Origin of the sequence: Microbacterium sp. CH1 (assembly GCF_001595495.1) — a bacterium.
In the GTDB taxonomy this organism is placed as follows: domain Bacteria; phylum Actinomycetota; class Actinomycetes; order Actinomycetales; family Microbacteriaceae; genus Microbacterium.
Window position 1 is genome coordinate 1 of the sequence record NZ_LOSO01000021.1, and the last position, 22254, is coordinate 22254.

Here is a 22254-nt window from a genome sequence, read left to right on the forward strand (position 1 = left end):
GCCGCCTGGATCAACCAGCCCTCACAGGAGGCCCTCATACAGACCGCCTGACGGAATCTGTCTCACCCGCCTTGACACTTTCCGTAGCCGCCGCTCGCATGGACGCTAGGATCGCCATAAGCTACTGCGGAATCGCGGGAGACAACCCAAGAGAAGGAGATTGATGATGAGAGTTCTTCCCGGCGTGCACCTGGTGGGGAGTGGAGCCGCCGGCTTCGACCTGACCGACGAGATTGATTCGCATGTTTATCTGGTTGAAGGAACCCATTCTTGGGCCCTAATCGACGCCGGGGGCGGGCGCGACCCGCACCTCATCCTCGCCAATATCGCGGCGACTGGTGTCGACACCACCGCGCCCGGATTCCTCTTCCTGACTCATGGCCACGCCGATCATTCCGGCGGTGCTGCCGCGATGCGGGCGGCTTATCCTCAACTCCGGGTGATGGCGGGGGCGGCGGTTGCCAGCTGGGTATCAACGGGCGACGTCGATGGAATCAGCCTGTCGCGCGCACAGTCCGGCGGCACTTTCCCGTCGGATTATGTCTACGAGGCTTGCCCTGGGGTCGAGCCGCTGTTAGACGGAGAGTTCTTCGATCTCGGCGGTCGGACGCTGACCGCTCTCGATACCCCTGGTCATGCAGACGGCCACATGTGTTATCTGCTCAATGGGAGCGATGGGTCCAAGACGCTGTTTTCGGGAGATTGTGTTTTCACAGGCGGGCGAATTTCAGTACAGAACATCCACGACTCCCGAATCGGCCCCTATGCCAATTCGATAGCGCGTCTCGATTCACTCGGGATCGATGCACTCATGCCCGGTCATTTTTCACTCTCAGCACAGCGGGCTGGAAGGCATATTTCTATCGCGCAGGCGCGTTTCTCCCAGGCGCTGTTGCCTTCAAACGTGCCGTGACGGCTCAGGGGGCATCTGGGCACTGAACGAATGTAGTCGTCGAGACCGGGCGAGATGCACTGCGGACTCTTGTACCGCGATCGCTGTTGACTTGACAGGAAGGATGTAGAGCGCGATGACTCAAGATTTTGGAACAGAGTATGTGAGCCGGGAGCACAGTACGCCCGTGTATTCAGCGACCTTTGCACCGGTCTTGCGGGTGGTGCCCGGCACAGAAGTGAGGTTCAGCACGCACGACACGCGATCCGGCGCCCTTCTAGGGCGTGTTGATCAAGAAGGTGCGGGGTGGCCAGCCGCCGCGAGTTGCGCGGGAGAATGGGCGTGTGAAGATCCAGGTGCTGCATATCGAGGATTGCCCGAATTGGCAGGAGGCGGGCGATCGAGTACGGCTGGTGCTCGACTCGATCGGACGGGGCGATGTTCCGGTGGAGTTCGTGTTGATCCGCACCGAGGCTGAGGCGGTGAGCTCTGGTTTCGCGGGCTCGCCCACGATTCTTCTGGACGGTCAGGACTTGTTCCCGTCCCAGGGGAACACTGCCGACTTGGCGTGCAGGGTCTATCTGACCGAGCGCGGCTTTGCGGGTGCGCCGACGGTGGGACAGCTTGAGCGCACGCTGCAGGAGCGCGAAGCGCTCAGCGGAGATCGGTCTTGATCCAGATCAGCGCCGCGGCGAGGCTGACGGCGGCTCGGTAGTTGCGGGCGAGTTTGTCCGAGCGCATCGCGATGCCGCGCCACTGCTTGAGACGGTTGAAGCAGCGTTCTACGACGTTGCGTCCCTTGTAGCGTTCCTTCTGCTTGTCGCCGAAAGCGATCGGCCGGCCCGGCTTCTTGCGGCGGTGCGCGATCTGGTCGTCCCGCTCGGGGATGGTCGCCGCGATCCTCCGGTCGCGGAGCCAGGCGCGGTTCGCCCTTGAGGGGTACCCCTTGTCGGCGAGCACCCGGTCGGGGTGGGTGCGGGGGCGGCCCTTCCCGTCGCGGGGAACGCGGATGTTCTCCAGCACCGCGCTCATCATCGTGGTGTCGTTGATGTTCCCGGCGGTGATCATCATGCTCAGCGGCCGGCCGCGGCCGTCGCAGACCAGGTGCAGTTTGGTCGTCAGCCCGCCGCGGGAGCGTCCGATCCCGTGATCAGGCGGCTCGGACCACGGATTCTTGTGATTCGGCACAGCCCCCTGTGTCCCGGGCGAGGGTCGCGCCGTGCTGATGCACGCGCGCGATCGTGGAGTCGATCGAGACGACCCAGTCGATTTCCCCAGCGGCGTCGGCCTGCTTCTGCACCTCGGTGAGCAGCTTCTGCCAGGTGCCGTCCCCGGCCCACCGGTTGAACCGCTTGTAGATCGAGTTCCACTTCCCGAACCGTTCCGGAACGTCACGCCACGGCGCACCGGTCCGGTACTTCCACGCCATCCCCTCGATAGCGAGCCGGTGATCCGTCCACGGCCGCGACCGACCGGTCACCGTCGGCATCAACGGCTCCATCACGGCCCACACCTCGTCAGAGATCTCCTGTCGCGTCACCGTTCAAGACTCACCCACCGAGGAGCGGAACCTCTTGATCAACACGCCCTAGCGCAACCCTTGGGAGGATCCTTCACGTTGCCCAAGCCGGACCGGTCCCGCGGAAACCCGGTGACTGGTCCCGTGTTCGTAGAATCGGCTCGCCCTGGCGACGGCTTACGTGTGGAAATTCTGTCGATTGAATGCGATCCAGTTGGATGGACGGGTGCACACGCCGACATGGGGCCCGTACCACTCGGCCGCGTGCCTGAAGCACTGGGTCGAACCTGCCGGGTTACCGCGGATGGTGTGGAGTTCGATGAAGGAATCGTTCTTCCGTTGCGTCCCATGCTTGGGTGCATCGGGACGGCGCCGCTGATCCCTGTCAGCACGCAATTGGCAGGACCTCATGGGGGCAACATGGACCAAGCAATTGTGTGCGCGGGGACGTCGGTTCTCCTTCCCGTCGCAGTGGAGGGTGCCCTCCTGTCGCTCGGTGACGTGCACGCGTGTCAAGGGGATGGTGAACTGTCAGGCATCGGGCTGGAGATACCGGCGACGGTGACGATTCGAGTGACGGTAGTTCCGGCGGGAGCGCCAGATTGGCCTTGGATTCGAACGGACAAGGTGGTCGCGGTCATGGTTGCAGCGGAAACGTTCGAGGTGGCTGCGTCCATTTTGGTCCAACAGGCATTGGCGCTGCTGGAGGAGTCTCGCTCGCTCGCTCCCGCCGAGGCGTTGGCTCTCGTCTCTGTTTCGTCCGATATGCGGATAGGTGCGGCGTGGGGTGGACCGCAAGTCACCGTTCGACTAGAGATACCGGCTCAGCTCGGGGTGGCTCCCGAAGGGCTCTGAGAATAGAGCATCTCGAAACCGAAGCGAAAGATTCCTGACTGATGAGACGGTGGATGAGGCCAAGTGGGATGGATGGGCTGCTGCCGCCAGAGTACAGCCGAGTACAGATCTCCAAAAAGAGAGCGACGACCGCTTCGTGGGAGATTCGATGCGAGTGGAAGAGGCATCTCGCTTGAGGCATCTACTCGGTGTTGGTCAGACCTAATCAGGCTCTTCGGACATCCGGTGGGGGTCATGGGGTGAGTCCGCCGGCGGCGAGGAGCATGCGGAGCCGGTAGTTGTGCCGGTTGCGGTAGCCGCGGGCGAGGCGGCGGTGGAGCTCGATGATCCCGTTCACGGCCTCGGTGCCACCGTTCGATGACCGCCCCGTCGTGAAGTACGCCAGGAACGCGTCGCGCCAGCGGCGGAGGGTGCGGCCCAGTCGTGCGATCTCGGGGATCGGGCAGGTGTGGAACGTGTCGACGACTTGCTCAGCGATCCGCCGCCCCGCGGCCAGATCGCCCTGGTGGTAGGCGGAGCGGAGTTGCTGCGCGCACTGCCAAGCGACGAACACTTCGTCGTGCGCGGGGTCGGCTTCCATCGCCGCGGTCAGCCTCACCCGCTGCTTCTTGGTGAGGTTCTCGGCCCCGGCGCGCAGGATGGTCTGCACCCCGTAGAGCGGGTCGCCCTTGCGTCCGCGGTGCCCGAGGGTGTCCTGCTGAACGCGGCGGCGGACCTCGTCGACCGCGGCGGTGCCGAGCTTCACAACGTGGAACGCGTCGAGGACGGCGACGGCGTCGTCGAGCTTGTCGTCGATCGCGGTCTTGTATCCGGCGAACGGATCCAACGCGGCGACCTTCACCTGCTTCCGGAACGCGTCGCCGCGCTCACCGAGCCAGGTCGCGTACGCCTTCCCGGATCGACCGGGCACCAGATCCAGCAGCCTGGCCCGCGTCTTCCCTTGGCTGTCGCGGGTGAGGTCGACCATCCCGGTCAGCTCCTTCGGCCCCCGTCGGCGCGGGTCGACGTGATGCCAGACGTGCTCGTCGACGCCGAGGCTGGTGACATTCTCGAACCGGGACTCGTCCGCCGCGAGCTTGACCAGTTCGGGTTCGACGGCCCGCCACAACGTCTTCCACGACGTCCCGAGCTGCCGGGCGAGTCCTTGGATGGTGGCGTGCTCGCGACGCAGCTGCCCGATCGCCCACGCGACGGCGCGCTTCGTGATCGACCCGCGCGGCGCGACCAGCGACGGGACCTGTTCCACGAACGTCTTCCGCGGACAGCCGGACTCGCCGCACCGCCACATCCGCTGCCGCCACACCACCCTCACCCGCGTCACACCCGGCACGTCATGCAGCACCCGAAGGCGCCGACCACGGCTCGTCACGAGCACGCCGCACCCCGGGCAGCCCGTCGGGGACGCCGGAGTCGAAACGGTCACCACAAGAAGTCCGTCGCGACGCTCGACGTGCTCGACATGGACACCGTCGAGGCCGAGAAGCAGGTCGCAGCGGGCACACGGACAGTCGGCGGGGCGCGCGTCAGCGCACCCCGAAGTAGGGTGAAGCACGTCGAGGTCCTCGGTCGGAATCAGAGAGTTAGCGCTTCTGATCCTCGGGGACCTCGACCCCTACCGCCGAATCACCGCCCGGCCACCCTCACCCCACCGGATGTCCGAAGAGCCCCTAAGGCTCTTCGGACATCCGGTGGGGGGGGTGCCCCTATGTCCTCTGTCAAGCGGCGAGGGCGGGTTCGGCTGGTCGCGGTTGGTAGAGGGTGCCGTCGCGGAGCATGGCGTAGAGGACGTCGGAGCGGCGTCGAGCTAGGGCGATGAGGGCCTGGTTGTGGCGTTTGCCTTGGGCGATCTTGCGGTCGTAGTAGGCGCGTGATTCGGGGTCTCGGAGTGCGGCGAACGCGGAGAGGAACATGGTCCGTTTCAGGATCTTGTTCCCGCGCCGGGAGGGATGCTCGCCGCGGATCGAGGTGCCGGATCGTCGGGTCACGGGTGCGAGGCCGGCGTAGGCGGCGAGGTGCCCGGCAGTGGCGAAGGTCTTGGTGGTGACTTCGGTGAGGAGCCGGGCTGCGGTCCTGACGCCGACTCCGGGCATGCTCGTCAGGACCGGTTGAAGAGGGTGAGCGTCGACGATCTTCTCGACCTCGATGGCGATCTCGTCACGCTGCCGTCGCAACGCCTGGAGCTGCTCTGCGAGCCTGGGGAGCACCAGCGCGGCGGCGTCGGTGCCGGTCACCACGACGGTCTGCTCGCCGAGCGCGGTCATGATCTCTGCCGCCCAGACACGACCTTTGCGGGGCGCGTTCTTCAGCAGCCGGTTCCCTAGCCGCTTCTCACCCGCAGTCTTCATCGCCGCCGGCGACGGGTAGCGCTGCAGCAGGTCCAGGATCGCGGGGTGATCCAGCCGCGGCCCGAGCACGCGTTCCAGCGCCGGGTGGATTTGGGTGAGCAGACCCCTGATCCGGTTGGAGACCTGGACGATCTGACCGGCGAGGTCGTCGTCGAACCCGCAGAGCATGCTCAGCTCCGCGACCTTCTCGTCGGCGACCTGGATCGACCGGAGCGTGTGCGGCATGGTGCGGGCCGTTTCGGCGATGATCGCCGCGTCTCTCGCGTCGGTCTTCGCCTCACCGGGATGCAGATCCGCGATGCGCCGCATCGCCAACCCCGGCAGGTAACCAACGAGAGCACCTGCGGCTTGCGCGACCGCGACCGGGAGTGCACCGATCGTCGCGGGTTGATCTACGACCAGCAGCACCACGCCATGCGAGGCGAGCTGGTCGATCACCGCCCGCAATTGGCGCTCGTCGTTCGGGAGTGCTCGGTCGAATAGTCGCTTGGCTTCCCGGTCGAGCGCGACCGCGTGATGCTCGCCCTTGCCGACGTCGAGCCCAACGAACACGTCGACCTCGTCGTATCTGTCGATGCTGGTGACCACTTCGTCCTCCGCTTCACTCGTGACGGCGTCCGCGGCGGCGCGTCTCGGCATCCACGTTACGAACGGCCTCGAGCATGCTCGGGTCCAGCCCCTATCAGCGATCACACACCGCCAACCAGGCCCGGTGACAACACCCCCCGGATCATCGAGGACAGGGGGCAGCAATCATGCCGGGCCCGGCAGGCCGCCACCGCCCAGCATGGCCGCCGAGCGGGTCACGAAGAAAGTAACGGGTCATGGGGTGAGTCCGCCGGCGGTGAGGAGCATGCGGAGGCGGTAGTTCTCGCGGTTGCGATAGCCGCGGGCGAGGCGGCGGTGGAGCTCGATGATCCCGTTGATCGCCTCGGTGCCGCCGTTGTTCGCGCGGCTCGTGGTGAAGTACGCCAGGAACGCTGAACGCCAGCGGCGGAGGGTGCGGCCGAGGCGGGCGATCTCGGGGATCGGGCAGGTGTGGAACGTGTCGACCACCCTCTCGGCGATCCGCCGCCCCTCGGTCAGGTCCTTCGCGTGGTAGGCAGAGCGCAGCTGCTGTGCGCACTGCCACGCGACGAACACCTCGTCGTGCGCAGGATCGGCCTCGATTGCCGCGGTCAGCCGGATCCGCTGCTTGTCGGTGAGGTTCTCGGCCCCGGCACGGAGGATGGTCTGAATCCCGTAGAGCGGGTCGCCCTTCCGACCGCGATGCCCGAGGGTGTCTTGCTGGACGCGGCGGCGGACCTCGTCGACGGCGGCGGTGCCGAGCTTGACGACATGGAACGCGTCCAGCACAGCGACCGCGTCTTCGAGCGTGTCATCGATCGCAGTCTTGTAGCCCGCGAACGGGTCCAGCGCCGCCACCTTCACGTTCTTTCGGAACGCTTCGCCCCGCTCGCTGAGCCAGGACGCGTATGCCTTCCCCGATCTGCCCGGCACGAGGTCGAGCAGCCTGGCCCGCGTCTTCCCGGTGCTGTCGCGGCTGAGGTCGACCATGCCGGTCAGTTCCTTCGGGCCCCGCTTGCGGTGGTCGACGTGATGCCAGATGTGCTCGTCGACGCCGAGCGTGGTCACGTTCTCGAACCGGGACTCGTCGGCTGCCAACCGCACCAGTTCAGGCTCAACAGCCCGCCACACCGTCTTCCACGATGTCCCGAGCTGACGACGTAGTCCTTCGATCGTGGCGTGCTCGCGGCGCAGCTGCCCGATCGCCCAGTCGACGGCTCGCCTTGTGAGCGACCCGCGCCGAGCGACCAGCGAGGGAAGCTGCTCCACGAACGTCTTCTTGGCACAGCCCACGTCGCCGCATCGCCAGACCCGTTGCCGCCAGACGATCCGCACCCGCGTCACGCCCGGCACGTCATGCAACACTCGACGGCGGCGCCCTCGACCGATCGCCACGACCCCGCACAACGGGCACCCGGTCGGCGCCGCCGGTGTCGAAACGGTGACGATCAGCAGCCCGTCGCGGCGGTCAACGTGCTCGACATGGACGCCGTCGAGACCGACCAGCAGATCGCAGCGGTAACACGGATCAGCGGCAGAGCGCGCGTCAGCGCACCCCGAAGTAGGGTGAAGCACGTCGAGGTCCTCGTGATGGATCAGCAGTTGGCGCTACTGATCCTCGGGGACCTCGACCCCTACCCGCCGACCATCACCCGGCGAGCCTCACCCCCACCGCATGTCCGAAGAGCCCCCAATTCCCTTGGTCACCCCGGTGTGAACCATGCACCCCGGGCGGGCCATCCCCGTATCGGTGCACACCGTGCGTAGCGAGCTTTCCCGGAATCTCCTTGTGTCCTGGCGTTAACACGGGTGTCGTAGCATCGCATTAGCACCGCGACCACTCCTGAGAGTTGCACCCGGGATGAGGTGAATGCATCGTGACGGCACCGGGGTATGAGTTCAGCGTCTGGGAGCGCTACGCCACCGAGTTCACACTGGCTTTCGGTGACAATCCGTCGCGCATCCGGGCGGTGCGGGTGGCCTACTTCGAGCACGAGTTCGATGTGGACTTGATTGCGCAGCTCAGCGGTTTTCCTGTTTGGAGAATCCGACAGGCGTTGTCCCAGGGACTTCCACAGGCGAGCTGAAGAATCGTCGACCAGAGTCCCAGAACTGCTCGCCCATCTACCATCCCCTTGCGGGCACTGCGCGGTGAGGGGACGTCAGCGTGCGACGGTTCGGCCCGGGCGCGATGTCTCCCCTTTCACGTCTGAGTGGCCATCGGTCTGATCGGGCCATGAGCAGGATCAGTTTCGCGCGTCGCCCCCGCCCTCTGGTTCCGCGCTGCGGGCGTCATCGTCGTGGCAGGCTTCTTCGCGTCGTTGGTTACCGGTGTCTGCTGCCCCGGCGCCCCCGCCAGCGGAACATCGACGTGCGGAACGTTCGAGCGCTTGACCGCCGGGATCGACAGATCACGTGGCTCTGGCTCGCACGGACGGTCATCGTAGGCGCCATCGCGGCGCTCGAGGTGGGCGTCTTCGGTCGAGTCACCCTTGGCCGACTTCCTTGCGGGCATGGCACTGTTCGGGAGCTCGAGCGGACGCAGGGAGGTCATGAAATTGCCTTTCGCGGATAGCGGAGGCGATGAACGCTGCGTTCACCTATGGTTGGGGTCGTGGTCGCATTGCGCCCATACGATGTGCGGCGAACCCGAAAGGTGATCACCGGCTACATGAACTCGCCCCTCAACGAGCCGCCGCTCGGCGGAACCATCGACCACATCCTCTCGATCCTGCCGTCGCTCGTACCGAGCGCGCAGCGCGTCGCCCGCATCTGCGCCGAGCGACCCCACGACGTGGTCGACATGTCGGGCGCCGACCTCGCCGAAGCCGCCAACACGTCGCCGGCCACCGTCAGCCGCACCGCCCAGGCGCTGGGGCTGCGCAGCTTTCAGCACCTGCGCATGCTGCTCGTGCGTGACCTCGCCGCCGACGCCACCGCCGCGCCCGACGCACCCGCCGGCACCGAGGGCTTTCTGCGGTGGCTGGCCGAGGGGCGGGTGGGATGCTGCAGACCGCGCTCGCCTCGATCGACCCGGTCGCGTTCGACGCCGCTGCCGACGCCATCGCCCGCGCGCCGCGCCTGCTGATCTCGGGCACCGGCGCCTCGCACGCCGCCGCCCAGGCGTCGGCCGTCGCGTTCGCCGTCAACGGCCGGCCCTGCGAAGCGCCCGCTGACGGCGTGGTCGCCCACCTCACCGCCCGCGTGCTCGCCCCCGGTGATGTGTGCCTCATCGTCAGCTCGAGTGGCGCCAACTCGGTGACCCTCGCGGTTGCGGACGCCGCCGTCGACGCCGGCGCCACCGTGATCGGGGTCACGAGCTTCGCCCGTACCCCGCTCACCACCCGCGCCGACCACCTGCTCGTCGCCGGTGCGCGCTTCCAGGCGTGGGATCAAGGCATTCTCGGCAGCGGGCTCGTACAGCTGCTCGTGCTCAACGCCCTGCAGATCGCCGTCGCCGACCGCATGAGCGACGCCGCCGACCGCGCGCGCCTCGCGGTGCGCGAAGAGGTGCTCGACATCGTCGCCGACGACGGCTCCGACGCCGAGGCATCCGACGTGCCAGACGTTATCGACCACGGCGATGGGCGTTGACACTCCGTTTGCAGGAAATTCACTTTCCTCGATTGCAATAGCTCTGCAAGCGGATTTCGCGGGAAGGCCCCGGTTCGTCAGGTCGCTTGCAGAAGGCGACTCATGGGAACGATCCAGCTCTCTGGTGTCGGTCGCTCCTTCAAGAGCACCGCCGCCGTCAGTGATATCGACCTGATCATCGAAGACGGCGGGTTCGTCGTCTTGCTCGGCCCCTCGGGCTGCGGCAAGACCACCCTGCTGCGCATGATCGCCGGCCTGCTCGAGCCCACGGCCGGCCGCATCCACCTCGACGGCGACGACATCACCGACCTCCCGTCGAAGAAGCGCGACCTCGCGATGGTCTTCCAGAGCTACGCGCTCTACCCGCACCTGAGCGTGCGCAAGAACCTCGCGTTCCCGCTCAAGACGCAGCGCCTCGGCGCCGCCGAGATCGCGACCCGCGTGCAGGAGGTCGCCGACAGCCTCGAGATCGGCCACCTGCTCGACCGCAAGCCCAAAGAGCTCTCGGGCGGGCAGCGCCAGCGCGTCGCCGTCGGCCGCGCCCTCGTGCGCAACCCCAAGGCGTTCCTGATGGACGAGCCGCTGTCGAACCTCGACGCGAAGCTGCGCACCCAGACCCGCCACGAGCTCACCGCCCTGCACCGGCGCCTCGGCGCCACGTTCGTCTACGTCACCCACGACCAGGTCGAAGCCATGACCATGGCGACGAAAATCGTGGTGCTCAACGCCGGCCGCATCGAGCAGTACGGCACCCCCGAGCAGGTGTACGACCGGCCCGAGTCGGTGTTCGTCGCCGGCTTCCTCGGCAGCCCGGCCATGAACCTCGTCGACGCCCGCATCGTCACGATCGACGGCAGCATCGCCGTCACCGCCGACGGCATCGCCGGCGGCCTGTGGCCGGGAGACGTGCCCGACCTCGATGTCGTGCTCGGCGTGCGGCCCGAGAAGCTCACGATCGCGTCTGCGCACGCGGCATCCGACACCCGGGGCGTGCGCATCGCCGGCCGCATCGACCTGGTCGAGAACCTCGGCGGTGAGCAGATCGTCACGTGCCTCGTCGCCGGGCGCGAGGTCTACGTGCGCACCTCGCGCGAGGTCATCGCCACCCCCGGCGACGACATCGTGCTCACCGCCGCGCCCGAGAACGTGCACCTGTTCGACCGGGCCTCGGGCCGCCGGCTCGAGTGGGTCGCCGATGCACCCGTGGCCGACCCGGCCGCGCACGAGCTCGTCACCGCCTGAGCCGCCTTCCCTCCCTTCGTTCTGCCCCTCACCCCTACCCAGGAGAAATCATGAACACCCGTGCCCGTCGCGCCGTCTTCGCCACCGCGGCGATCGTCGGCGCCGCCGCCCTCGCCGGATGCGCCGGCTCTGCCGCAGGCAGCGCGCCCGCGGCATCCGGCTCGCTCACCGAGCTGACCGACGACCAGCAGGTCGAGATCGTCTTCGAGTCGTACAACCTCGCGAACGTCGGCACCTTTTCGGATGCCATCAACCAGCTGCTGGACGAGTTCATGGACGAGAACCCGAACATTACCGTCGTCGGCCAGCCCAGCCCGTCGACCAGCACCGCCGCGAGCGTGCAGCAGCAGCTGCTCGCCGGGCAAGCGCCCGACATCGCGCAGCTGACCTTCAACGAGCTCGACTTCGCCGCCACCACCCTCGGCGCGCAGAACCTCAGCACCCTCGTGGGCGACGAGGGCCTCGCCGATCAGTTCGGGGGCGACTACCCCTACCACGAGCGCGCCGCCGTGCTCGCCGACTGGGACGACGCCACCTACGGCCTGCCCTACGTCTTCTCGACTCCCATCCTGTGGATCAACGAAGACCAGTTCACCGCCGCAGGCCTCGACCCCGAGACCGTCGATCTGTCGACGTGGGATGCTGTCGCCGACGCCGCCGCGCAGATCACCGAGTCCACCGGTGCCCCCTCGATGAGCGTGTCGTGCGTGGTCACCGGCGGCAGCTGGTGCATGCAGGGCCTCTTCCTCTCGAACGGCGCCCAGGTGCTGAGCGATGACCGCACGACGATCGAGTTCGGCTCGGACGCCGCGATCGATACGGTCGCGACCTTCACCGAGATGTACGAGGACGGCGTGCTCACCAACGAGGACTTCACCAGCCAGTACGAGGCGTTCGCGCAGGGGAAGACCGCGATCCACGTCAACAGCTCGGCCGTGCAGGGCGCGTTCATGATGGGCGCCGAGGCCGGTGGCTGGACCCTCGACGCTCACACCCTGCCCGCGTTCGGAGACCAGGCGGTCGTGCCCACCAACTCGGGCTCGTTCCTCGCGATGTTCGCCACCGACCCCGCCAAGCAGGCCGCCGCGTGGGAGCTCATGCAGTTCATGACCAGCCCCCGCGCCTACGAGATCATCTCGACCCAGATCGGGTACCTACCGCTGCGCAGCAGCATGGCCGACGAGGGCGGACCGCTCTATGACTGGGTCGAAGCCAACCCGCTCGTGAAGCCCAACCTCGAGCAGCTCGACGCGCTCGAGCCGTGGGTGTCGTACCCCGGCGACAGCTACGCCCAGGTCGACCAGGTGCTCGCCACCGCCATCGAAGACGCGGTCTTCTACGGCGCCGACCCGGCCGCCACTATGACCGAGGCCGCCGAGCGCGCGCAGGGGCTGATCGAATGACCATCGACCTCGACCTGACGCCTTCGGCGACGGATGCCGCGGCCGCTTCGTCGCCGGATGCCGCGACCGCGGCGCCTCGTGAGCGTCGCCACGCCGTGGCCGGCCTCTACAACCTGCGCGACACCGGCGGCTACCGTGCAGCCGGCGGCACCAGCCGGTGGGGCAAGCTGCTGCGGTCAGATGCTCTGCACCGCATCGACGCGACCGGTCGCGACCGGCTGGCCGAGATCGGCGTCGCCCACATCATCGACCTGCGCGGCGGCGACGAGCGCGCCACAGCGCCGAGCGCGGTCGACGGGCTCGAGGTCACCGTGCACCACCTGCCCGTGTTCGACGACGCCGACCCGGCCGCGCAGGCCACCACGCACGTCGGACTCGTGCCCGTCTACGACCACATCGTCGACGAGCGCGGGGCGCAGCTGGTCGACGCGATCCGGGTGATCATCGCGGCTGACGACGACGACGCGGTGCTCGTGCACTGCACCGCCGGCAAAGACCGCACCGGTCTCGTCGTGGCCTTCGCGCTCGCCGCCGCCGGGGTCGACCGCGACGACGTCGTGGCCGACTACGCCGCCACCGCCGAGAACCTGCGCGGCGAGTGGTCAGACGCGATGACCGCCGTCTTCGAACAGCGCGGCATCGAACTGACCGCGGGAATGGTCGAACTCATCACCGAGAGCCCCGCCGAGGTGCTCGAGGCGCTGCTCGAGCGCATCGACCGCGAGCACGGGTCGATCAGCGCCTACCTCCTCGCCCACGGACTCACCCCCACCGAGCTCGAGCGTCTCACCGCCGTGATCATCGACCCCGCCGCCACCGCGGTCTGATCGGAAGGAACACACACCATGTCGCACATCGCGAGCCAGCATCCCGCTCCCGAGCACTTCATCCTGCATGTCTCTGACACCCACTTCGTGGGCGACGGCGACCTGCTGCACGAGCGCATCGACAGTGACAAGAACCTCGCAGAGCTGTTCGACGGCTTCACCAAGGCCAACGCCCGCCCCGAAGCGATCGTGTTCACCGGCGACCTCGCCGACACCGGCCGCCCCGACGCCTACGAGCGCCTGCGGGCCATCGTCGAGCCCGCCGCCGAGAAGCTCGGTGCCCAGGTGATCTGGGTGATGGGCAATCACGACGAGCGCGTCGCGTTCCGCCGCGGCCTGCTCGACGAGGAGGCCGACCAGTCCGAGCCCGTCGACCGCGTCTACGACGTCAACGGTCTGCGCATCATCGCGCTCGACTCGACGGTGCCCGGGCAGCACCACGGCGAGATCAGCGACGAGCAGTTGGCGTGGCTGCGCCGCGAGCTCGAAGTCCCCGCGCCCGACGGCACCCTCATCGCGCTGCACCACCCGCCCGTGCCGAGCCCGATCGGGCTCATCGCCCTGATCGAGCTGCGCGACCAGGAGCGCCTCGCCGAGGTCATCCGGGGCACCGACGTGCGCGGCATCCTGGGCGGTCACCTGCACTACTCGACCACCAGCACGTTCGCGGGCGTGCCCGTGTCGGTCGCGTCGGCGACCTGCTACACGCAGGACCTCGCCGTCGCCTACCCCGGTGCCCGCGGCCAGGACGGCGGCCAGTCCTACAACCTCGTGCACGTCTACGGCGACCGGGTGCTGCACTCCGTCGTGCCGATCGGGCAGTTCCCGACCGTCTACGAGATGACTCCCGAGATGCTCGAGGCGTTCATGAACATGACCCCCGACGAGCAGCTCGCCGCCGTCAACGCGGCCGCCGTCAACGCGTCGGCGGGAGAGTAGTCAGCCCATGTTCGTCACCGTCTCCGCTCCCTCGGCCGCCGCTGCGCCGGCCGAGGGAGCGGGCGCGGCTCCGGCCGAGGCATCCGCGCCCGTCGTGCGCCGCTCGCGCTTTCGGCCCCAGAGCCTGCTGCCCTACCTGTATGTGCTGCCGGGCACCGCGTTCCTCATCCTCTGGACCTACAGTCCCCTCGCCCAGACGTTCGGCCTGTCGTTCTACGACTGGAACCTGCTGCCCACAAGCCCCAAGACGTTCGTCGGCGGGTCGAACTACGCCGAGGTGCTGGCGCTGCCCGAGCTGCACACCGCGCTGCTGAACACCGTCGTCTACATCGCCGCGTTCTTCGTCTTCTCGCTCGTGCTGCCGATCGCGATCGCCGTCATGTCACGGCAGGTGCGGGGGCGAATGCGCACCTTCTATCAGGCGCTGATCTTCGTGCCGTTCCTCATCACCCCCGTCGCCACCAGCGCCGTGTGGCGGTGGCTGTTCGCCGAGCAGGGGGCATTCGCCACCGTGCTCGCGCACTTCGGCGTCGACATGCCGAACGTCTTCCGCGACCCCGACCTCGCCATCTGGGCCGTCATCGTCATCGTCGGGTGGCAGATGCTGGGCTTCGGCGTGCTCGTGATCGCCGCCGGCTTCGCCGGCATCAGCCCCGAATACGGTCAAGCCGCCGCACTCGACGGTGCCGGCGCCGGCCGCATCTTCGGACGCATCACCTTGCCGCTGCTCTCACCGACCCTGGTCTTCCTGTCGCTCATGACGATCCTCCTCGCCGCGCAGTGGACCTACCCGATCATCGACCTGCTCACCCAGGGCGGGCCCACCAACTCAACCACGAACATCTACTACCTGCTGTACCAGTTCGGGTTCCAGAACTTCGACGTGGGCATCTCGTCGGCGGCCGGGGTGATCTTCTTCGTCGGGTTCGGCGTGATCGCACTCATCTTCCTCGAGCTGCAGGAGCGGCTCAGCTTCTACGACAACTAGGACCACCCATGTCATTCGTCACCGTCACCGGGCCGGCGCTCGCCGCCGACACCGTGCTGCACAAGGGCGCTCGCGTGCGGGCGGCTTCCGCTTCGGCGGAAGATGTCGCCGTGGCATCCCGCACCCGCCTCGGCACCATCGCCGGCCACGTCGTGCTGATCATGCTCGCGCTGTTCAGTGTCTTCCCCGTGTACTGGATGTTCGCCACCGCCTTCCGCGCCCCCGAGAACGCGCTCGACCAGACGCTGCTGCCCTGGCCGCTCAGCCTCGAGAACTTCGCCTACGTGTGGAACACCATCCCCATCGGCAACATGCTGTGGAACACCTTCGCGATGTCGATCATGCTCGCCGTGGCGCAGCTGCTCATCGCCGTGCTCGCCGCCTACGGGTTCGCCATGTGGGACTTCCGCGGGCGCAAGCTGCTCATGTTCCTCTTCATCGGGTCGTGGCTCGTGCCGTTCCAGGTCACGATGATCCCCAACTATGTGCTCGTGTCGCAGATGGGCCTGCTCGGCACCGTCGGGGGCGTCGTGATCCCCCAGCTCGCCGGAGCCTTCGCCGTGCTGCTCATGGTGCAGCACATGCGCGCCTTCCCCCGCGAGCTGATCGAAGCCGCACACCTCGACGGGCGCTCGAGCTGGGCCACGCTCTGGACCGTCGTCGTGCCCAACATGAAGCCGGCGCTCGCCGCGCTCGGGATCATGGCGTTCATCTCGGCGTGGAACGAATACCTCTGGCCGACGCTCATCATGCGCCAGGGCGATGCACTCATCCAGGTCGGCGTGCGCAGCTTCTTGAGCGCCGAGGAAAACAACTGGGGCGCGACGATGGCCGCCGCCGGGCTCGCCTGCGTGCCCGTGCTGCTCATCTACGTGTTCCTCCAGCGATACGTCGTCGACGCCTTCGTGCGATCAGGACTCAAGTGAGGCACCGTCCCTACGGCTGAACTGACCAAGCCACCCAAAGCAGCGACGTCTTGCACCGATCCCCTTGCGGGCGACGAACGCAAGCGGGAGGTCGCGGGCGATCTTCCGGGCGTCGTCAAGCGTGCCCCTACTCGTTGACTTCCCATGGCTGGCCGAAGCTGGCGCCGCGTACGACCGACCAAGCTTCTACCGCGCGCTCGCACGAGTCAATCGTCGCCCCACAGTCCCGTCACGTAGTAGTCCTCTGCGTCGGTGTAGATCGAATCGCCGACCCGCTCTTCAACGTTCGGGAGTCCGGCGAGCTCATCGGATGCGCCGTCGAGAACCAACTCATATACGGAGCACTGCAGAAGGACCGGGACTAGCGTCACCTCATGTACGGCGTACTCGTGCTCCGGAGCACCGTCGTCGTCGTATTCGACGTGCAGGCTTCCCTCGTCGCGCGCCCGGACGTGCGTTAGCCAGGGTCGTTGTCAAGGGGGGATGCAGACGACGGCTGTCAGCGCATTGTTGATCTGGAGGTACTGATGATCACCGCAGATCAACAAAGGCTGGTGTTCGAGCCGCTCGGCCAGGGCGCCTGGCGGCTGTGCGACGCCGGCATCGACGAAGCAAGCGCCGAGCGCTTGATCGCCTACGTGGAGCGCGCGGCGAGCGGCGGGTACGAGGCGATCTGGATGCGGCCGGGTCTGCGAGCCAGCCATCACGCGACGCGCGAAGACGTTCGACTGACTGCCATGGCGCAGCGGAGCGGGAAGGTCGCCTCGACGCGTTCGAAGCCGATCCCGATCCCGCATCTCACACCGCTGCAGTCCCCGCTAGCCCGAGGACTCCCCGGCGCCAACTGACGAGCCGCACCCATCGCAATGGCGCGGGCCTGCGACTGGGCTCGGGGTCGCGCTTCTGAGTTGAAGCCGCCGCCCACTGTTGTGGAGGCGCGGGCACTCGCATTGAACCGATCGCACGGCACCGCGTTAGACCAACACAGCTGTCCGGTTGGCTGTCGGCTCGGGCATCAGGTACATGCCCTCACCCCATGACCCCCACCGAATGTCCGAAGAGCCGGATAACCGGAGCGCACGTGCGCGCGCACGTGGACCTCCCCCGAAGGGGATCCGCTGCCGCCCGGCTCCGGCGGCGGAGGGTTCTGTGTCCAGCCTGAGCCAGGGACCCAGACCGTCCCCGGTTGCACGGGCGCGTCGGCGAGCGCGGGATCGATCAGCTGACGCGCGAGAGCCACGGCCTCACCCAGATCGGTGATCCCGCCGGCTGAGGGCGTGCCGGCCGCGAGCACCCGGTAGGGACCGTCCCAACCGTCCGGGACCGTGAACGTCGTGAACGAGTCGAGCTTTGACAGTGCACGCTTCGCGTCGATGGCCATCTGCAGCTCGCGCAGGTCGACGCGCTGCGTGCGTGCAATGGTGACGATGTCCACCAGGTCTTTCGCGCGGCTGCTGGGGCGGCCGTTGTAGGTGCTCATCGTCGCAGTGACCTTCTCCGCGACCTGATCGGAGATCGGGAACAGCCGGTAGGGGTGCGACGGGACCGGCCGCCCCAGCTGCAGCCGCGTCGACGGCTCGATCGTCTCGACGCGGCCGACCGGGGGAGGGCCGACGACCACGTCGATGGGGATGTCGGAGATCCTCCGGCCGGTGTTCGCGTCCAGACATGTGAACACCAGGCGCCGGGTCGCGACACCCGGCTGGTTCTCTCCTCGCCCGGTCGCACGGGCACGGGTGAGCTGGAACCGCACATGGTCGCCGAGATCACGCGCGGCTGCCTGCTCGAGCGCCTGCTGCGCGGCATCCAGATCGGCGGCGCCGGTCGAGGCCAGATCCAGGTCTTTCGTCGACCGTGACTTCGGCACCCGGGCGAGCATCGCCGTGCCGCCCTTGAGCAGCCACTCGGACTCTTCCCCCTCCGCAAAGACCCGGCTGAGGAAACGATCGTGCTGTGCCTGCACGATCTGCGCATTCACATCCAGCGCGCTCGCGCCGTCACCGGCTGCCTTCGTCGCGGCCGCCTTGATCGCCTGCGCAAGCCCCGTCCAGTCTTTGTAGCCGTCGGGCTCAGGCATCGGCCGGCACCACCGCGTCGACGCCCGCAAGAGCGAGCAGATCAGCCGCGAGCGCGGCACCCGAGGGGTACTTGTTGGGCTTGGCCAGCGGCTCCAGATACTCGGTCAGGCGGGCGGGGGAGAGCAGCTTTCCCGCGTCCGCGGCGTCGGCGAGCGCATCGGCGACGAGGGAGCGGTCGACCCACTGCTCGATCAGGTCGGCGATCGTGCGCTCGACGCTCATGGTCGGCATCCCGTCGACGGAGACCACCTCGGTGGGCGCGAGCTCGCGGGTGCGGAGCCGCACCCCGTCCAGGCGGGTACCGCGGCGGGTGGGAACGACGAACTCGAGTGGCCCGGGGAACCAGTCGCCGATGCCATGCAGCTGCGCGGCCGTCTGGCCTGCGGCGACGACGGGCGGGACGCCGGTGTCTGTGCGGGGACGGTCGGCGCCGCCGAGGGCGAGCCAGGTCGCGAGGATCGCCTCCTGCTCGTGCTCTGGCGCGCCGGCGAGGCGGTAGACGCCGCGCGCGACGCGGATGAGCGCGCCGCTGTTGGCGAGGCGCGTCAGGGTCGGGCGCGCCACGCCAGCCTCGAGCGCCTGGGCGGTGGTCACCAGGCCCCAACGCTGTGACGCGAGCTCGCCCAGACGAGCGAAAGTTGATCCTGCCATGCGCACAGTGTAGCGAGAAACCGCAACAAACGTTGTAGCTCGTTCAGATTGTCGACTTCGAGCCTCTGGGGCCACCCCTTAGCAGTGAGGGGGTTCCAAACCCTCGGGAACGGGTTATATTCGGGAATATAACCATCTGTGAGGAGGAGAAGATGCGGACCCACACCTGCCCGCCGGACCACAAGCACGGGCTGACCTCCACCTGCTACGTCGTCCACCTCTGCGGGTGCCGCGCCTGCATGGACGGCAACGCGCGCCGCCGCCGCGACCGCTACCGTCTCCTGGCCTACGGGCGATACCAGGACGCGCACCAACCCATCGAGCCGATCCGGCAGCACCTGCAGGCACTGGTCGACACCGGGATGATCCCCGAACGGATCGCCATCAGCGCCGGCGTCGGCGGCGCCACGGTCCGTCGCCTGCTCAACAGCGAGACGGCACGGTTCGTCACCGGCGCCACCGCCCGCAAACTCCTCGCAGTCACCCCCGACAGCAGCACTCTCGCCGCGCAGGGCCGAGTCAACGGCCGCGGCACCCGCCGGCGCCTCCAGGCTCTGGCCGCGATCGGATGGAACCACCACGAGATCGCACGCCGACTCGGCTACCCGCGCTGGAAGGTCAACAAGGCACTCGAAGGCGCCTACGTGGACATCCGTGTCCACGACGACATCGCCGCGCTCTACGACGAGCTCTGGGACCAGCAGCCCCCCACCCACACCCGAGCGCAGCGGGTCGGCCGCTCCTACGCACTCACGGTCGCACGCCGGCACGGCTGGCTGCCGCCGCTGGCCTGGGACGACATCGACACCGACCCGGCACCGCCCACAGCCGGGCAGGAACCCCTGCTCGACGAGATCGCGATCGAGCTCGCTCTCGCCGGCCAGAACGTCCGCCTCACCCGAGACGAGCGCCTCGAAGCCACCCGACGCGGGACCGAACGCGGACTCAGCCTCACCCAGCTCAGCGACCTGCTCGGCGTCGACGTCCGCACCATCGACCGCGACCGTGACGACCTCGGACTCCGGCAGGCCGCCTGATGAGCAAGACGCTCGACATCCTCGAAGCCGCCCTGCACGGCACCACCGCCGGCTACCTGGCCGGATGCCGCAGCAAGGGAGGATGCCCGAACCACGGCAACCGCCAGCTGCTCACCTGCACCGAAGCGGCCCGCGCCCGCCGCCACTACTTCTCGCTCGCCTCGCTCGAGGAGACCGAGCCGATCACCCGGCAGATGCTCCGCGACGCCAAGAACAGCCCCTTCGCACCGAAAGAAGCCGCAGATGTCTGACCAGCCGAACACCTTCACCATCGACTCCACCAAAGAGGGAGAGTGGCTGCGGGTCGTCCGCGCGCTCGGCGGCCATCGCTGGGCCCTGTCGCTGCGCTTCAACCCCCTCCCGCTGACTCAGCGAGGCGCCCGGCACACCCGGCCAACGCGGCAGCCCACACCCCACGCGGCAGCAGGCCACGGGCCGAACGCGAGACTGCACCTGCCCAGCTGCGCGATCTCCCCCCAGCTCGGCAACGGCCGCGGCGCCCACCTCAAGCAGATCCCCCACCTGGGCCGAACCGAGGAGCACTGATGACCGACATCGCCGTGCGCCTCCAGGAAGCCATGACCATCCAGACCGGCACACCCGTCACCGTCCGATGGAGCTTCCGCGAGTTCGCGCTCAACTGCACCCGCCGCGACGGCCGCCCCCTCACCCAACGGATGCACAGGCTCTTCCAGACGCTGCTCAACCGTGAAGCGCTCCGCGAGCTCACTCCAGGAGAAGACCCAACGATGGGATCCCGCGCAACCCTCATCGAGATCATCGACGACCTCGCCGTCAGCGCCGACCACCAAGGCGCCCGCGCGGCCGCGCTCGCCGAGGTCCTCCTCAGTGCCGGCATGTTCCACCTCGGCGACCAGCTCCGCCGCCAGAGCCACGCACTCTCAGAGCTCGACGCCGACGACGAAACCCTCGAGGTCATCGACGAGGCACGCACCCAGATCGCCCGAACCATACTGCTGCTCGACCAAGCCGACACCGCACAGGCAAAGGAGCGCAGATGAACCGACGCACCCGCCGCGCCAGCACAGCCCTCGCCGCGGTCGCAGCTCTCGCGCTCGGCTTCGGCGCCCACCAGCTGGGCATCACCTCCTGGATCGACACATGGACGCGCCCGCAGGCACCCGCCCCGGACCCGACCTACGACTACACCGCGCTCGCCGCAGTCGCGCAGGAGCTGCCGCTGATCGATCCCACCGAGGAGATTCCCGAGTATCGCCGCGCCACGTTCGGCGAGCGCTGGATCGACATCGAGGGAAACGGCTGCGATCAGCGAGACGATCTCCTCGCCGTCCAGCTGCAGGACGTCGTCCGTGACGGTTGCACGGTGCTCTCCGGCGTGCTCGACCCCGATCCGTACACGGGCACACGCATTGAGTTCGAGCACGACCGGATCGCCGCCCCTGGAGCCCCGGGAAGCTCCGGCGTCCAGATCGACCACATCGTCAGCCTTTCGGCGGCGCACGCCGGGGGCGCGTGGGCGTGGACCGAGCAGCAGCGCATTCAGTTCGCCAACTCGTTCGACAACATCGTCGCCGTCGATGGCAACACGAATGCGGCCAAGAACGACCACGGGCCAGCCCTGTGGCTGCCATCGAACGCCGACTACGTGTGCACCTACGTCGCCCGCTACACGGAGATCGTCGACACCTGGCACCTCGCGGTCGACGAAGCCGACCGCGGTGCGCTCGTGGACACGCTCTCAACCTGCGCTGCCCAGCAAGCCAGCGACGAGAGCGGGAGCATGTCGTGAAGCCGCTACGAACCCGCGTGGGATCTCGCCGCGCGCGCCTGACGCTTGGCCGCGCGAGCGCGGTCTACGACCTCGTTCGCATCCGTCGTGTCGACACCGAGGGTGCGCCTGATCACCTCGAGCTCGGCGTCGGTCCAGCGGGTGCGCCCTCGCATCCGCTCACCGAACGTGACGACGTTCAAGCCGAGCAGGTCGATCAGAGCCGCCTGCGTGGGAACCTCGGGCGCCCCCGCCCCGTCCGCGATCGCCGCCCGCAACCGCTCCGCGAAAGCCGCATCGCGCGCCAGTCCCGGCATCAGTCGCGGCCGGCGGCCGCGCTGCGAGGGCGCCCTGCGCGCGCGCTCCTGCGCGAATGCGTCGATCGCGGCCTCGTCGTAGAGCGGGGAGTTGCCTTCTATGGCAACCGGCTCGGGGAGCAGAGGACCCTCCTGGCCGGCTCTGCGCAGCTTGTTGCTGATGGAGCGCATCTTGTAGACCGCGACGACGGACACGCCGAGCTTCTCGGCGACGTCCGCCGTGGTGAGGTGCCGTCCGGTCATCAGCGCTCCTCTCAGCTGGATGAATATAACCACTTTCGCGGTTACGGCGCGCCGCGGCAACCAGACCCAACTTGGTTGGGG

26 protein-coding genes are annotated in these 22254 nt (G+C 67.9%); 18 read left to right on the forward strand and 8 right to left on the reverse strand.

From position 1 onward, the window contains the following. Positions 1-166 precede the first annotated feature (166 nt). Both AUV07_RS17415 and AUV07_RS14735 read left to right on the forward strand, forming a co-directional pair. Positions 167-913, forward strand: coding sequence for an MBL fold metallo-hydrolase (locus AUV07_RS17415; protein WP_197462160.1), 747 nt, complete (start codon positions 167-169; stop codon positions 911-913). Between the two features lie 323 nt (positions 914-1236). Next, positions 1237-1566 carry a hypothetical protein gene (locus AUV07_RS14735; protein WP_026095586.1) on the forward strand — a complete coding sequence of 110 codons (330 nt, stop codon included), beginning with the start codon at positions 1237-1239 and terminating at the stop codon, positions 1564-1566. On the opposite strand, the gene AUV07_RS17420 is transcribed toward AUV07_RS14735, so the two are convergent. Continuing rightward, positions 1547-2393 (reverse strand): IS5 family transposase gene (locus tag AUV07_RS17420; protein WP_370239738.1). Its coding sequence is split into 2 segments (ribosomal slippage): positions 1547-2086 and positions 2088-2393, totalling 846 coding nucleotides; the frame shifts between segments, so codons are not numbered across the junction. The genes AUV07_RS14735 and AUV07_RS17420 overlap by 20 nt on opposite strands. A 438-nt stretch (positions 2394-2831) precedes the next feature. On the opposite strand from AUV07_RS17420, the gene AUV07_RS18240 reads away from it, so the two are divergent. Then, on the forward strand, positions 2832-3266 hold the full coding sequence (locus tag AUV07_RS18240) for an acetamidase/formamidase family protein (protein ID WP_442922887.1): 435 nt from the start codon (positions 2832-2834) through the stop codon (positions 3264-3266). Between the two features lie 232 nt (positions 3267-3498). Here the strand turns inward: AUV07_RS18240 and AUV07_RS14750 are convergent, their stop codons facing one another. The 3 genes from AUV07_RS14750 to AUV07_RS14760 form a co-directional block, all read right to left on the reverse strand. Continuing rightward, a complete protein-coding gene (locus AUV07_RS14750) occupies positions 3499-4818 on the reverse strand; it encodes an ISL3 family transposase (protein ID WP_422655925.1) in 1320 nt (439 codons plus the stop codon). Positions 4819-4981: 163 nt separating this feature from the next. Continuing rightward, positions 4982-6250: an IS110 family transposase gene (locus AUV07_RS14755; protein WP_374754502.1), complete on the reverse strand. Its 1269-nt coding sequence runs from the start codon at positions 6248-6250 to the stop codon at positions 4982-4984. Between the two features lie 183 nt (positions 6251-6433). Further along, positions 6434-7753 (reverse strand): ISL3 family transposase, encoded by a 1320-nt coding sequence (locus tag AUV07_RS14760; RefSeq protein WP_231729493.1) that lies wholly within the window; start codon positions 7751-7753, stop codon positions 6434-6436. A gap of 302 nt (positions 7754-8055) precedes the next feature. Here AUV07_RS14760 and AUV07_RS14765 point away from each other — a divergent pair, with 302 nt between their 5' ends. Then, complete coding sequence (locus AUV07_RS14765; protein WP_045245741.1) at positions 8056-8265, forward strand: hypothetical protein; 210 nt, start codon at positions 8056-8058, stop codon at positions 8263-8265. A gap of 116 nt (positions 8266-8381) precedes the next feature. On the opposite strand, the gene AUV07_RS17690 is transcribed toward AUV07_RS14765, so the two are convergent. Continuing rightward, complete coding sequence (locus AUV07_RS17690) at positions 8382-8732, reverse strand: hypothetical protein (protein WP_005052795.1); 351 nt, start codon at positions 8730-8732, stop codon at positions 8382-8384. Positions 8733-8792: 60 nt separating this feature from the next. Here AUV07_RS17690 and AUV07_RS14770 point away from each other — a divergent pair, with 60 nt between their 5' ends. The 9 genes from AUV07_RS14770 (at position 8793) to AUV07_RS14810 (ending at position 16945) form a co-directional block, all read left to right on the forward strand. Further along, positions 8793-9266 carry a MurR/RpiR family transcriptional regulator gene (locus AUV07_RS14770; protein WP_164743636.1) on the forward strand — a complete coding sequence of 158 codons (474 nt, stop codon included), beginning with the start codon at positions 8793-8795 and terminating at the stop codon, positions 9264-9266. After that, the gene (locus AUV07_RS14775; protein WP_005052796.1) at positions 9182-9772 is read left to right on the forward strand and encodes an SIS domain-containing protein; all 591 of its coding nucleotides are present in this window, start codon (positions 9182-9184) and stop codon (positions 9770-9772) included. Before AUV07_RS14770 ends, AUV07_RS14775 begins: the two co-directional genes overlap by 85 nt. A gap of 102 nt (positions 9773-9874) precedes the next feature. After that, positions 9875-11014, forward strand: coding sequence for an ABC transporter ATP-binding protein (locus tag AUV07_RS14780; protein ID WP_062637296.1), 1140 nt, complete (start codon positions 9875-9877; stop codon positions 11012-11014). 50 nt (positions 11015-11064) lie between these two features. Next, a complete protein-coding gene (locus AUV07_RS14785; protein WP_062637299.1) occupies positions 11065-12417 on the forward strand; it encodes an extracellular solute-binding protein in 1353 nt (450 codons plus the stop codon). Further along, on the forward strand, positions 12414-13244 hold the full coding sequence (locus AUV07_RS14790) for a tyrosine-protein phosphatase (protein ID WP_005052798.1): 831 nt from the start codon (positions 12414-12416) through the stop codon (positions 13242-13244). Before AUV07_RS14785 ends, AUV07_RS14790 begins: the two co-directional genes overlap by 4 nt. A gap of 18 nt (positions 13245-13262) precedes the next feature. Beyond that, positions 13263-14183: a phosphodiesterase gene (locus tag AUV07_RS14795; RefSeq protein WP_062637300.1), complete on the forward strand. Its 921-nt coding sequence runs from the start codon at positions 13263-13265 to the stop codon at positions 14181-14183. Between the two features lie 7 nt (positions 14184-14190). After that, entirely contained in the window at positions 14191-15171 is a 981-nt protein-coding gene (locus AUV07_RS14800) for a carbohydrate ABC transporter permease (protein ID WP_062637302.1), read from the forward strand. Between the two features lie 8 nt (positions 15172-15179). Further along, positions 15180-16097 (forward strand): carbohydrate ABC transporter permease, encoded by a 918-nt coding sequence (locus tag AUV07_RS14805; RefSeq protein WP_062637304.1) that lies wholly within the window; start codon positions 15180-15182, stop codon positions 16095-16097. 527 nt (positions 16098-16624) lie between these two features. Beyond that, positions 16625-16945, forward strand: a complete 321-nt coding sequence (locus AUV07_RS14810) for a hypothetical protein (RefSeq protein ID WP_090586853.1) — start codon at positions 16625-16627, stop codon at positions 16943-16945. Positions 16946-17112: 167 nt separating this feature from the next. Here AUV07_RS14810 and AUV07_RS14815 read toward each other — a convergent pair whose 3' ends face one another. Further along, positions 17113-18234, reverse strand: a complete 1122-nt coding sequence (locus AUV07_RS14815) for a nucleotidyl transferase AbiEii/AbiGii toxin family protein (protein WP_231868285.1) — start codon at positions 18232-18234, stop codon at positions 17113-17115. Further along, positions 18167-18826: a type IV toxin-antitoxin system AbiEi family antitoxin domain-containing protein gene (locus tag AUV07_RS14820; RefSeq protein ID WP_005050774.1), complete on the reverse strand. Its 660-nt coding sequence runs from the start codon at positions 18824-18826 to the stop codon at positions 18167-18169. Before AUV07_RS14820 ends, AUV07_RS14815 begins: the two co-directional genes overlap by 68 nt. A 152-nt stretch (positions 18827-18978) precedes the next feature. On the opposite strand from AUV07_RS14820, the gene AUV07_RS14825 reads away from it, so the two are divergent. The 5 genes from AUV07_RS14825 to AUV07_RS14845 are packed head-to-tail and all read left to right on the forward strand — an operon-like array spanning position 18979 to position 21634. Next, the gene (locus AUV07_RS14825; RefSeq protein WP_005050771.1) at positions 18979-19863 is read left to right on the forward strand and encodes a hypothetical protein; all 885 of its coding nucleotides are present in this window, start codon (positions 18979-18981) and stop codon (positions 19861-19863) included. Beyond that, positions 19863-20114: a hypothetical protein gene (locus AUV07_RS14830; RefSeq protein ID WP_005050769.1), complete on the forward strand. Its 252-nt coding sequence runs from the start codon at positions 19863-19865 to the stop codon at positions 20112-20114. The genes AUV07_RS14825 and AUV07_RS14830 overlap by 1 nt, the downstream gene beginning before the upstream one ends. Further along, on the forward strand, positions 20107-20409 hold the full coding sequence (locus AUV07_RS14835) for a hypothetical protein (RefSeq protein ID WP_005050767.1): 303 nt from the start codon (positions 20107-20109) through the stop codon (positions 20407-20409). The genes AUV07_RS14830 and AUV07_RS14835 overlap by 8 nt, the downstream gene beginning before the upstream one ends. Next, the gene (locus AUV07_RS14840; RefSeq protein WP_005050765.1) at positions 20409-20885 is read left to right on the forward strand and encodes a hypothetical protein; all 477 of its coding nucleotides are present in this window, start codon (positions 20409-20411) and stop codon (positions 20883-20885) included. Before AUV07_RS14835 ends, AUV07_RS14840 begins: the two co-directional genes overlap by 1 nt. Further along, positions 20882-21634: an HNH endonuclease family protein gene (locus tag AUV07_RS14845; protein WP_005050763.1), complete on the forward strand. Its 753-nt coding sequence runs from the start codon at positions 20882-20884 to the stop codon at positions 21632-21634. Before AUV07_RS14840 ends, AUV07_RS14845 begins: the two co-directional genes overlap by 4 nt. A gap of 5 nt (positions 21635-21639) precedes the next feature. Here the strand turns inward: AUV07_RS14845 and AUV07_RS14850 are convergent, their stop codons facing one another. Further along, positions 21640-22173 carry a helix-turn-helix transcriptional regulator gene (locus AUV07_RS14850; RefSeq protein WP_005050761.1) on the reverse strand — a complete coding sequence of 178 codons (534 nt, stop codon included), beginning with the start codon at positions 22171-22173 and terminating at the stop codon, positions 21640-21642. Between the last annotated feature and the right edge of the window lie 81 nt (positions 22174-22254).

Coding starts and splice junctions, on each gene's coding strand:
- AUV07_RS14790 (WP_005052798.1), top strand. CDS start 12,414: ATGACCATCGACCTCGACCTGACGCCTTCGGCGACGGATGCCGCGGCC.
- AUV07_RS14810 (WP_090586853.1), top strand. CDS start 16,625: ATGATCACCGCAGATCAACAAAGGCTGGTGTTCGAGCCGCTCGGCCAG.
- AUV07_RS14850 (WP_005050761.1), bottom strand. CDS start 22,173: ATGACCGGACGGCACCTCACCACGGCGGACGTCGCCGAGAAGCTCGGC.
- AUV07_RS14780 (WP_062637296.1), top strand. CDS start 9,875: ATGGGAACGATCCAGCTCTCTGGTGTCGGTCGCTCCTTCAAGAGCACC.
- AUV07_RS14775 (WP_005052796.1), top strand. CDS start 9,182: ATGCTGCAGACCGCGCTCGCCTCGATCGACCCGGTCGCGTTCGACGCC.
- AUV07_RS14825 (WP_005050771.1), top strand. CDS start 18,979: ATGCGGACCCACACCTGCCCGCCGGACCACAAGCACGGGCTGACCTCC.
- AUV07_RS14785 (WP_062637299.1), top strand. CDS start 11,065: ATGAACACCCGTGCCCGTCGCGCCGTCTTCGCCACCGCGGCGATCGTC.
- AUV07_RS14805 (WP_062637304.1), top strand. CDS start 15,180: ATGTCATTCGTCACCGTCACCGGGCCGGCGCTCGCCGCCGACACCGTG.
- AUV07_RS14835 (WP_005050767.1), top strand. CDS start 20,107: ATGTCTGACCAGCCGAACACCTTCACCATCGACTCCACCAAAGAGGGA.
- AUV07_RS17415 (WP_197462160.1), top strand. CDS start 167: ATGAGAGTTCTTCCCGGCGTGCACCTGGTGGGGAGTGGAGCCGCCGGC.
- AUV07_RS14800 (WP_062637302.1), top strand. CDS start 14,191: ATGTTCGTCACCGTCTCCGCTCCCTCGGCCGCCGCTGCGCCGGCCGAG.
- AUV07_RS18240 (WP_442922887.1), top strand. CDS start 2,832: ATGGACCAAGCAATTGTGTGCGCGGGGACGTCGGTTCTCCTTCCCGTC.
- AUV07_RS14830 (WP_005050769.1), top strand. CDS start 19,863: ATGAGCAAGACGCTCGACATCCTCGAAGCCGCCCTGCACGGCACCACC.
- AUV07_RS14755 (WP_374754502.1), bottom strand. CDS start 6,250: ATGCCGAGACGCGCCGCCGCGGACGCCGTCACGAGTGAAGCGGAGGAC.
- AUV07_RS14795 (WP_062637300.1), top strand. CDS start 13,263: ATGTCGCACATCGCGAGCCAGCATCCCGCTCCCGAGCACTTCATCCTG.
- AUV07_RS14820 (WP_005050774.1), bottom strand. CDS start 18,826: ATGGCAGGATCAACTTTCGCTCGTCTGGGCGAGCTCGCGTCACAGCGT.
- AUV07_RS17690 (WP_005052795.1), bottom strand. CDS start 8,732: ATGACCTCCCTGCGTCCGCTCGAGCTCCCGAACAGTGCCATGCCCGCA.
- AUV07_RS14840 (WP_005050765.1), top strand. CDS start 20,409: ATGACCGACATCGCCGTGCGCCTCCAGGAAGCCATGACCATCCAGACC.
- AUV07_RS14845 (WP_005050763.1), top strand. CDS start 20,882: ATGAACCGACGCACCCGCCGCGCCAGCACAGCCCTCGCCGCGGTCGCA.